The 9,161-nt window shown below is 69.4% G+C and carries 12 protein-coding genes and 1 tRNA gene; 8 read left to right on the forward strand and 5 right to left on the reverse strand.

The annotated features are described in order from the left end of the window. Positions 1–2: 2 nt before the first annotated feature. Positions 3–383: a phage holin family protein gene (locus tag ABGB01_RS44295; RefSeq protein WP_347780211.1), complete on the reverse strand. Its 381-nt coding sequence runs from the start codon at positions 381–383 to the stop codon at positions 3–5. 132 nt (positions 384–515) lie between these two features. Between ABGB01_RS44295 and ABGB01_RS44300 the strand changes: the two genes are divergently transcribed. Next, positions 516–791 carry a hypothetical protein gene (locus tag ABGB01_RS44300; RefSeq protein WP_132503624.1) on the forward strand — a complete coding sequence of 92 codons (276 nt, stop codon included), beginning with the start codon at positions 516–518 and terminating at the stop codon, positions 789–791. A gap of 28 nt (positions 792–819) precedes the next feature. On the opposite strand, the gene ABGB01_RS44305 is transcribed toward ABGB01_RS44300, so the two are convergent. Beyond that, positions 820–1,596 (reverse strand): FAD:protein FMN transferase, encoded by a 777-nt coding sequence (locus tag ABGB01_RS44305; protein WP_347780213.1) that lies wholly within the window; start codon positions 1,594–1,596, stop codon positions 820–822. Between the two features lie 50 nt (positions 1,597–1,646). Then, complete coding sequence (locus ABGB01_RS44310; RefSeq protein WP_347780214.1) at positions 1,647–2,348, reverse strand: hypothetical protein; 702 nt, start codon at positions 2,346–2,348, stop codon at positions 1,647–1,649. A gap of 118 nt (positions 2,349–2,466) precedes the next feature. On the opposite strand from ABGB01_RS44310, the gene ABGB01_RS44315 reads away from it, so the two are divergent. The 3 genes from ABGB01_RS44315 (at position 2,467) to ABGB01_RS44325 (ending at position 4,144) form a co-directional block, all read left to right on the forward strand. Continuing rightward, a complete protein-coding gene (locus ABGB01_RS44315; protein ID WP_347780215.1) occupies positions 2,467–2,859 on the forward strand; it encodes an OsmC family protein in 393 nt (130 codons plus the stop codon). A 240-nt stretch (positions 2,860–3,099) separates the two neighbouring features. Beyond that, positions 3,100–4,026: a nucleoside hydrolase gene (locus tag ABGB01_RS44320; RefSeq protein WP_347780216.1), complete on the forward strand. Its 927-nt coding sequence runs from the start codon at positions 3,100–3,102 to the stop codon at positions 4,024–4,026. A 41-nt stretch (positions 4,027–4,067) separates the two neighbouring features. Then, positions 4,068–4,144 (forward strand) — tRNA-Lys (locus ABGB01_RS44325). Positions 4,145–4,193: 49 nt separating this feature from the next. Here ABGB01_RS44325 and ABGB01_RS44330 read toward each other — a convergent pair. Together ABGB01_RS44330 and ABGB01_RS44335 are read right to left on the reverse strand one after the other, a co-directional pair. Beyond that, the gene (locus ABGB01_RS44330) at positions 4,194–4,700 is read right to left on the reverse strand and encodes a flavin reductase family protein (RefSeq protein ID WP_347780217.1); all 507 of its coding nucleotides are present in this window, start codon (positions 4,698–4,700) and stop codon (positions 4,194–4,196) included. Further along, a complete protein-coding gene (locus tag ABGB01_RS44335; RefSeq protein ID WP_347780218.1) occupies positions 4,697–5,737 on the reverse strand; it encodes a MupA/Atu3671 family FMN-dependent luciferase-like monooxygenase in 1,041 nt (346 codons plus the stop codon). The genes ABGB01_RS44330 and ABGB01_RS44335 overlap by 4 nt, the downstream gene beginning before the upstream one ends. A gap of 494 nt (positions 5,738–6,231) precedes the next feature. Between ABGB01_RS44335 and ABGB01_RS44340 the strand changes: the two genes are divergently transcribed. The 4 genes from ABGB01_RS44340 to ABGB01_RS44355 all read left to right on the forward strand — a co-directional run. Next, the gene (locus tag ABGB01_RS44340) at positions 6,232–7,749 is read left to right on the forward strand and encodes an acyl-CoA carboxylase subunit beta (RefSeq protein ID WP_347780224.1); all 1,518 of its coding nucleotides are present in this window, start codon (positions 6,232–6,234) and stop codon (positions 7,747–7,749) included. After that, the gene (locus tag ABGB01_RS44345; RefSeq protein WP_347780225.1) at positions 7,749–7,994 is read left to right on the forward strand and encodes an acyl-CoA carboxylase epsilon subunit; all 246 of its coding nucleotides are present in this window, start codon (positions 7,749–7,751) and stop codon (positions 7,992–7,994) included. Before ABGB01_RS44340 ends, ABGB01_RS44345 begins: the two co-directional genes overlap by 1 nt. 28 nt (positions 7,995–8,022) lie before the next feature. Further along, a complete protein-coding gene (locus ABGB01_RS44350) occupies positions 8,023–8,781 on the forward strand; it encodes an alpha/beta fold hydrolase (RefSeq protein WP_347780220.1) in 759 nt (252 codons plus the stop codon). Between the two features lie 37 nt (positions 8,782–8,818). Beyond that, positions 8,819–9,161: beta-ketoacyl synthase N-terminal-like domain-containing protein (locus ABGB01_RS44355; protein ID WP_347780222.1), on the forward strand; the 343-nt coding region annotated here is incomplete at its 3' end.

The following is a 9,161-nucleotide window of genomic DNA, read 5'->3' on the forward strand; positions in this document are numbered from 1 at the left end:
ACTCAGTCGTTGTCAGGGATGAACAGGCCGAGCAGCCAGCTCACCACGCTGATGATGACCGCGCCCCAGAACGCGGCCGGATAGAAGTCGTCGACGTGGAAGGGGATGTCGACCTGCTCGGCGATGAAGCCCGTCAACAGCAGCATGGCGGCGTTGATCACGAGCAGGAAGAGGCCGAGCGTCAGCACGATGAGCGCGCAGCCCAGCGTCTTGACGATGGGCTTGACGATCGCGTTGATGATGCCGAAGATCAGCGCCACGATCACCAGGACGCCCCAGTACTGTGCCGTGTTCGCCTCGAGATCGACGCCGATGCCCGGGACGAGCTGGATGGCGACCCACAGGGCCACCGCTGCCGCAAGGGTTCTGATGATGAATCTCACGCTGCTTGATCCTCCCACTTGGGAAGGGCGCCGCGATAGAGGTGCGAGCACGACGATGCGCGGCGGTCACCGCCGGTAGTCGCCGGTTATGGCCCGTCCTGCTCGGGAAGGTGCGTGCAGGGGAGGTACGAGATGAACGCGAACGGGCTCGAGTCGTTGCCGGCCAATGAGTTGCACGATCGGGCGGTGCGTTATGCCGTACGCCATGGGGACCTGGGGTTTCTGTGGGACCTGTTGAAGGTGATCCCCGCCGCCGAGGCCGCCACCGGTCACCATGACGAGAGCGCCAACGACCTCAGCAGGGTCTCGGCGCTGCTCAGCGACGCCATCGCGTCGGGCGAGGGCGAGCTGGGGGAGGCGTTGCGCCCGATCTACCTGGAATATCTGCGCAAACACCCCGACGCCTAGCCCGCGCCCGCCTGGCTCGCGCCCCGGATCAGCCCGCCAACTGGGCCTGGCCGCCGCTGTACTGGGCGAAGCCGGGCGTGCTGACGTCCTGCCCGTCCCGCAGAATGATCATCGTCTGGTACGGCCCCGACTCCGCGAGCCGGGCGGCGAAGCGCCTGGCCAGGACGGGCCCCATGGCGTAGATGGCGGTGGCGTAGGCGTCCGCCATGCCGAGGTCGGGCCCGATCACCGTGACCGAGCCGAGCCCGCGCTGCACCTCGCCGGTGCGCGGGTTGACGATGGGCGCGCCGCCCGAGGTGGCGATGCCCAGGTCGTGGGCGAGGACGACCTTGCGGACCAGGTCCGTGTGCGGGTCCCGGATGCCGACCCGCCAGCGCTTGCCGGGGGAGGCCGAGCCGCGCAACCTGATGTCTCCGCCCGCGTTGATGCGGTGGTCGCCGGCGCCCGCGTTGACCAGGGCGCGCGACAGGCGTTCGAGCGCCCAGCCCTTGATGTAGCCGGACGGGTCGGTCACGCCGTTGATGCGGGCCTCGAACCAGCCGTCCGTGAGCCGGCTGAGCTCGTCGCAGCGGTGCAAGACCTCGATGAGTTCAGGGATCTGCCCGATGGTCTGGCCGCGGTTGAGCCGGCCGATCTGGCTGTCTTCCTTGACCGGGTCGAAGGTGTCATCCACCCACCTGAGCCAGGCGAAAGCGTCGTCCAGCAGAGGGGTCATCTCGCGTTCCGGGAGCGCCGTGCGGATGTCCACGCTGACGGGCATACCCATGACCATCTCGACACGGGCGGTTCCGGGGAAAGTCGTCACCTTGCCTCCTTGTCCGTCACCTACCGTCTCAGATGACGCGTAACGTCGGCCTAAACCTTGTGTCCATTTTCGAAACGGATTCGTGATCTGGGGATGGCGAGGCGTGACAACGCGCCGCTGACATACCGCTTGAACGGGCGCGGACCGGCCACCACCACCTCGCGCTCGGCGATGTCGGGGATCTCGCGGCTCAGCCCCGAGGCGCTCAGGCGCTCCTTGACCCTCGGGTCGTGTTCCCGGCCGACGACGAGGACGAGGCCGTACGTGGCCTCCAGGTCGCGCAGCTCGTCGGTGGCGCGCTCGGTCCGGTAGACGGCCACGGTGTTGGCGGCCCTCGCCAGGCGGGCGCGCAGGGAACGCGGATCGACGCCGGTGGCGATCAGCAGGACCGGCCTGCTCTCCGGCGGGACGCGGTGGCTCAGGACCGCCATGACGGCCGCCAGCGCGTACACGAGCAGGCAGGCCACGCGGCCGGGCTCCGTCGCCTGGGGCGCCGCGCCGACCTGGTACGCCACCAGCAGCGCTCCGGTCAGGTAGCCGCCGAGCCGCAGCCGCTGCCTGGCCTCCTCGGTGCGCAGGTGACCGGCGGCCTTGACGCTGAGCAGGCCGATCCCGGCGAGCAGCGCCGCGGTGAGGTAGGAGGTGGGGCTCCACGGATGGCCGAGACCCGGTTGGATCGCGCCGAACTCGGCTACCGCGACACCACACCAGAAGAGGATGGGACCTTGGTTCGCATTCGCCTCGCTAGCCATGTCCATCACGGTGCTGAACGAACATGAAAGGTTTCTGAGCGCAGCTGAGGAATCAGGTGAATGGGCCGCCCCCATGCCCCTGGACCCGCCGCTGCGCCCGGTGACTAAGGTCGGGAACATGGCAAATGTGCGTGTGGAGCGGACTGATGACGGCGGATTCCGGGCCACGAACGCCCGCGGCGCCGAGGTGCGGATCGGCGGTGGCGACGAGGACGGCGTGTTCACCCCGGTCGAGCTGCTGCTGGCGGCGGTGGGCGGGTGCAACATCGTGACCGTCGAGCCGCTCACGGCCCAGCGGAACAAGCGGCTCGTCCGCCTGGAGATGACCGTGCAGGCGGAGAAGGTCGAGCAGAGCAAGCTGGGCCCGGTGACGGTCGCCTACGACGTGGAGCTGCCGTCGGAGGACGCCCGCGCCGTTTTCGAGGCGGTGGCGCACCGGGTGCACGAGAAGTACTGCACGGTGAGCAGGTCACTTCAGGAAGGTACGGAGGTTCGGTTGGAACTTCCGTAGGTGGGATTAAACAGATATTCGACCCCGTTATGACGCGACCGTTGCATTCGTCTCGGTAGCGTTGTAGCAGGTCGAGAGGCCAATAGACCTTCACCGAAGCGGACGCGGAGGGGGACCGCGGTTCGCCAGTGCGGGACCGCCGGCGTTTTTGGGGGAAGACGTCGGCCTGGACCGCCACCGATCGGGCCGGGCAGCTTTGGGGGAACTGCCCGGCCCGATCTATGCGTATCCTCGCCTTCTGTGAAAAAGGTTCTCATCGACTGCGATCCCGGCATCGACGACGCGCTCGCCCTGGCACTGATCGCGGGCTCCCCGTCAGTGAGTCTGGCCGGCATCACCACGGTGGGCGGCAACGTCGATCTGGAGCTGACCACCGCCAACGCCCTGGCGCTCAGGGAGTTCTTCCAGCTCGGCGACGTGCCGGTGACGCCGGGCAGCGCCGGCGCCCTGCTGCGGCGCACCGTACGCGCCTCCCACGTGCACGGCGCCACCGGGCTCGGCGACGTGAGGCTGCCCCCGGCCGATCGGGGAGCGTCGCCCGGGCACGCGTCCGACGTCATCGTGGAGACGCTGCGGGCCGCTCCCGGCGAGATCACCCTGGTGGCCGTCGGGCCGCTGACGAACCTCGCCCTCGCCGTACACCGCGAGCCGCGCGTCGTCGAGTGGGCCCGCGACCTGGTCATCATGGGCGGCTCTTTCACGCGGGGCAACCACAACCCGGCGGCCGAGTTCAACATGCTGGCCGACCCCGAGGCGGCCGCGATCGTCTTCGACGCCGGATGGACGGTGACGATGCTGGGGCTGGACGTGACGCTGTCGGCCGTGGTCACCTCCGGCGTGCTCGACCGCATGCGCCCGCTCGGGCGGCTGGGCCGCGACCTGCTGGTGCCGGCGGCCCGGTTCTACGGCGAGGTCACCGCCGACGGCGGCCCGGCCATCCACGACGCGTGCGCGGTGGCGTACGTGCTGGATCCGTCGTTGTTCACCTGCGTTCCCGCCGTGGTGAACGTGGAGACGGCCGGGATCTACACCCGGGGGATGACGGTGACGGACTTCAGGGTCGGCGACCGGCAGGCGAACGCGCAGGTGGGAACGTCGCTGGACGTGAAGCGGTTCTGGGACCTGGTGCTGGGGGCGTACGAAGGGCTGGCGGCCCGGCTCGGATGATGTGCGGGTACCGTTCGGCGGCTGATACAGTTACACCTGTTGCGCCGCTAGCTCAGTTGGTCAGAGCAGCTGACTCTTAATCAGCGGGTCCGGGGTTCGAGTCCCTGGCGGCGCACCACTCGAAGGGCGCTCTCCAGCAGGAGAGCGCCCTTCGACATTCCCGCCGGTCAGAGCAGCATCCTGCCGAGCCGCCCGCGGTGGAAGACCAGCGGGTCGTCGCCGGCGTCGTCGTTGGTGGTCAGGTCGATCACCCTGGCGAGGATCAGTTCGTGGTCCCCCACCAGGTGGCAGGAGTCGAGCACGCAGTCGATCCACGCGACCGCGCCGGTGATCGCCGGATGGCCGCTCCCGTTCACCGTCCAGCCGACCCCGGAGAACCGGTCGGCCCCCTTCTTCGCGAACGACTGGCACACCCGCTCCTGACCGGCGCTCAACATGCTGATGGTGAACGCGCCGGCGGCCCGGATGTACGGCCACGTGGTCGAGGTGTGGGCGGCGCAGAAGCTCACGATGGGCGGGTCGAGGGAGACGGAGGTGAAGGAGTTGACGGTGAAACCATGCGGCTCGCCGTCCGCCAGGGCGGCGATCACCACGACGCCCGTCGGGTAGTGACCGAGCGCGCGTCTCAACCGCGCGCTGTCGATCATGACGGCGCCGGCCGGCGGCGCGCTCACCGTGCTTCCCACCGCTGCTTGAGCCGGGCTAGGTGGCGCAGGCCGTCGAGGACGGCGTCCGTGTCGGGGACGAAGTCGATGAGGCAGGCCACCTCGTCGACGCCGATCCTCTCCAGCGAGCTCAGCAGCGCCATGCCGTCGTCGACGGTGCCGAACAGGCCGCCCGTCTCGAAGTACCGCTCGAAGGAGACCTCCAGGAGGAACTCGATGTCCTCCGGGTCCATCTGGTCCGGGTCGATGCCCGGCATCAGCTCCTCCGCCGCCTTCAGGACCAGGCCGAGCGAGCTGCGCAGGTAGTCGGTGAACGGATCGTGCACCACCTCCCGCACCTTGGCGCGGTCCTCGCCGACGAACGTGTGCAACATCAGCGCCACGTGGCCTGTCCCGTTGTGCGCCCTGGCGTAGTGCTCGCGGTATTCGGCGACCTTGCGGACGAGGTCGTCGAGGCTCTGGCCGAGCAGGTGGGTGAGGATGCCGACGCCGAGGTCGCCCGCCTGGCGGAACGTCTCCGGGTTGCCCGAGCTGGTGAGCCACGTCGGCAGCTCCGGCTGGACCGGCGCCGGATGGGTGCGCAGCTTGACCGACTCGCCCGCGCCGTCGACCAGCTCCACCTCCTCCTGCCGCCACAACCGCCGCACCGTGTCGATGGTGTCCATCGTCACCTGGCGGCGGTCGGCGTAGTTCTCGGGCCTCAGCGCGAAGTCCACCACGTGCCAGCCGGGCGCGAACGAGACGCCGGCCCGGCCGCCGGAAAGGTTGTCCACCACCGCCCATTCCTCGGCGATGCGCGCCGGGTGGTGCAGCGGGGCCACGACGCTTCCCGCGCGGATCGCGACGTTCTCCGTCACGGCGGCGACGGCCGCCGCGGTCACCGCCGGATTGGGATAACGGCCGCCGAATTCATGGAAATGCCGCTCGGGTGTCCACACCGCGGAGAAACCGTTGGTGTCGGCGAACCTGGCCCCTTCGAGCAGCAGCCGGTATTGGTCGGATCCGGTCCGGACACCGTCCGCGAAATAGAATAAACCAAAGTCCACCGGTGTCTCCTTACACGCCGCGCTGGTGCGCCCCGGCCGGGCACACCGGCGAGATTTCAGGTTGCCGAGCGGCACCAGTATTCGCGATGCGCGAAGCGTGGGGTAACCCCTATGCCCCACTAGACGTGCTGCTCGCGGCGGGGCACGGACCCTCCCGCGCGGGCAACCCTTATCGCCCCCCAGAAACGTGGCGACGGCACCGCGTGAAAACTCCGGCCGCTCCCCTGGAAAGCCGAGCTTTCTCCTCGATCGCCCTCCAGGGGATTCCATAGGGGAATGCAGGCGGATATTAGGGGGCGAATCCCGTAGCTAGGCCGCGGGCCCATGGGCTGGAATGAAACCTGACTGGGGCGGGGCATCCGGGCACGCGCTCGAAGGGCGTGCTCGCTGATATCCCGCTCATAGGCCGAGAGGATATACGCAACGTGACTCTGACCACAGAACGCGGCTTGGAACCGCCTCTCTCCCTGCGGGAGCGGGTGGCCGAACTCGGCATGATCAAGGATCAGGCGCGCGGCGGGGAAGCTCGGCCGGCCAAGGACCCGCAGCGGGCGAGGGGCAAGCTCACCGTCGACGAGCGGCTCGACCTGCTCTTCGACCCAGGCACCTTCACCGAGATCGAGCCGCTGCGCCGGCATCGCGCCAGCGGCTTCGGCATGGAGAACCGGCGGCCCTACACCGACGGCGTGATCACCGGCTGGGGCAAGGTGCACGGCCGCACCGTCTTCGTCTACGCGCACGACTTCCGCATCTTCGGCGGGTCGCTGGGCGAGGCGCACGCCCAGAAGATCCACAAGCTCATGGATCTCGCCATGACGACCGGCGCGCCGCTCGTCAGCCTCAGCGACGGCGCCGGCGCCCGCATCCAGGAGGGCGTGACCGCGCTCGCCGGCTACGGCGGGATCTTCCAGCGCAACGTGCAGGCCTCCGGGGTCATCCCGCAGATCAGCGTGATCCTCGGCCCCTGCGCGGGCGGCGCCACCTACTCCCCGGCGCTCACCGACTTCACCTTCATGGTCAGCGGCATCTCGCAGATGTACATCACCGGCCCCAACGTGGTCGAAGCGGTCACCGGCGAGAAGATCAGCCACGACGAGCTCGGCGGGGCCCAGGTGCACGGCACCGTCTCGGGCGCGGCGGGCTTCGTCTACGACAACGAGACCGACTGCCTGGAGGAGGTCCGCTACCTCCTCTCCCTCCTGCCCGCCAACAACCGCGAGTCGCCGCCCGCCCTCGCCACCGCCGACCCGGCGGACCGGCGGTGCGAGGCGCTGCTCGACATCGTGCCCTCCGAGCTGACCCGCTCGTACGACATGCGCGAGGTCATCCACGAGGTCGCCGACGACGGCGACTTCTTCGAGGTGCACAGCACGTGGGCCACCAACGTCGTCTGCGCCCTGGCCAGGATCGACGGCCAGGTCGTCGGCATCGTGGCCAACCAGCCGGCCTCGCTGGCGGGCGTGCTGGACATCAACGCCTCGGAGAAGGCGGCCCGGTTCGTGCAGTTCTGCGATGGGTTCAGCATCCCCCTGGTCACCCTGGTCGACGTCCCCGGCTTCCTGCCCGGCCGCGACCAGGAGCACGCCGGCATCATCCGGCACGGGGCCAAGCTGCTGTACGCGTACTGCAACGCCACCGTCCCCCGCATCCAGGTCATCCTGCGCAAGGCGTACGGAGGGGCGTACATCGTGATGGACTCCCGCTCCATCGGAGCGGACCTGTCCTTCGCCTGGCCCACGAACGAGATCGCCGTCATGGGTGCCGAGGGCGCCGCGAACGTCGTGTTCCGCAAGGAGATCGCCGCGGCCGACGACCCCGACACGACCCGCGTCCGGCTGATCAGGGAGTACCGGCAGGAGCTGATGCACCCCTACTACGCCGCGGAGCGCGGGCTGGTCGACGACGTGATCGACCCGGCCGAGACCAGGGCGGTCCTGGCGCGGTCGCTGGCCATGCTCCGCGCGAAGACCGCGAAGGTCCCGTACCGCAAGCACGGAAACCTGCCGATGTGATGGGCGGCGACGGGGCGGTGTTCAGGTTCGTACGCGGCGAGCTGGACCAGGAGGAGCTGGCCGCGGTGGTGACGGCGCTGCTGCACCGCCTCGCGCCGGGCGCGGAGGAGGGCAACGCCCCGCCGCCGCCCAGGCCCGCCACGCGGGCGGACGACCCGTCCTGGGCCAGGGGCGCCTCCTCCCGGCCGCCCGCCTGGGACGAGCCGCGCACATTCCAGGCGCCGAACTCCTGGTCGCCAGGGTGAGTGCGGACATCAACGGAAGGAAGACCCAGTGATCACCGAAACCGGAACGTGGGTGCGGCGCTTCTTCGCCGCGCCGGACAGCCGCGAGAGCACCACGCGCCTGATCTGTTTCCCGCACGCGGGCGGCTCGGCCTCCTATTTCCACCCGGTCGCCAAGCAGCTCACGCCGCGGTTCGACGTCCTGGCGATCCAGTATCCGGGCCGGCAGGAACGCCGCCACGAGCCGTGCATCGACGACATCGGCGAGCTCGCGGACCGCGTCACGGCGGAGATCGTGCCGCTGGCGGACCGGCCGATGGCCTTCTTCGGGCACAGCATGGGCGCCGTGGTCGCGTTCGAGGTGGCCAGAAGGCTGATGGAGCGGGACCTCGCGCCGCGGGTGCTCTTCGCCTCCGGCCGGCGCGCCCCCTCGTGCGTACGCGTCGAGACCGTGCACAAGGAGGGCGACCAGGCCCTCCTCGCCGAGGTACGGCGGCTCGGCGGCACCGACGTGCGCATGCTGGCCGACCCCGAGCTCCAGAGCATGATCCTGCCGTCGCTGCGCGGCGACTACACGGCCATCATGACCTACCGCTGCACGCCCGGCGCCAGGATCGACGCTCCGATCGTCGTCCTGACCGGCGACCGTGACCCCCATGTCACCACGGACGAGGCGGCGCGCTGGAAGGAGCACACCAGCGGCGCGTTCGACCTGCACGTCTTCCGCGGCGGTCACTTCTACCTGAACGACCACGCCGCCGCGGTCATGCGGACGATCACCGAGAACATCCCCGCCGCCCAGGCGTAGATCCCCCTTTCGGTAGCACGAAGAGTACGAGGCGAGAATGGCTGCGAACGACACCAAGCTCATCGAGGCCCTGCGTTCCTCCTTGAAGGAGACGGAACGGCTGCGTGCGCAGAACCGTTCTCTCGCCGAGGCGGCGCGCGAGCCGATCGCGATCGTGGGAATGGCCTGCCGTTTCCCTGGCGGGGTGCTCTCACCCGAGGACCTGTGGAACCTGGTGGCCTCCGGCCAGGACGCGATCGGGGAGTTCCCCGCCGACCGTGGCTGGGACCTGGACAAGCTCTACAACCCGGACCCGGACAGTCACGGGACCACGTATGCGCGGCATGGCGGGTTCCTGTACGAGGCGGGTGAGTTCGATCCGGCGTTCTTCGGGATCTCGC

It is taken from the genome of Nonomuraea sp. B5E05 (assembly GCF_039880665.1).
Lineage (GTDB): Bacteria > Actinomycetota > Actinomycetes > Streptosporangiales > Streptosporangiaceae > Nonomuraea.